General features: G+C 32.7%; 1 protein-coding gene. It reads right to left on the bottom strand.

Features of this window, described 5'->3' with window-relative positions; translation table 11 throughout:
• A partial coding sequence (locus ETC27_RS18500; RefSeq protein WP_136256084.1) for an L-lactate permease occupies positions 1–254 on the bottom strand: 254 nt, incomplete at both ends.

Genomic DNA, 254 nt, shown 5'->3' with positions numbered 1-254 from the left:
CATTTTGTCTGATAAAGAATCTAATTTAACTTCAAATTTAGAAATCCATTCAGTTGGCCATTTTTCTTTAGGAGCAAAATCCCAAGTTTTCTTAGGAATTAAGAATCCAGCTTTTGCAGCTAATACAACAATTGGTAATCCTACTAATGCACCAATTAATGATGGGAATTCAGCACCTAAATAAACACCAGTTAATGCGTAAGGAATTGTAAATGCAACACCTGCAAAAATAGCGAATGGTAAAATTCCTAAAC

The sequence above is a fragment of the Onishia niordana genome (genome assembly GCF_004798965.1).
In the GTDB taxonomy this organism is placed as follows: Bacteria; Pseudomonadota; Gammaproteobacteria; order Pseudomonadales; family Halomonadaceae; genus Onishia; species Onishia niordana.
Note: the sequence above shows the minus strand (reverse complement) of the source record. Positions and strands in the feature narration are given on the sequence as shown.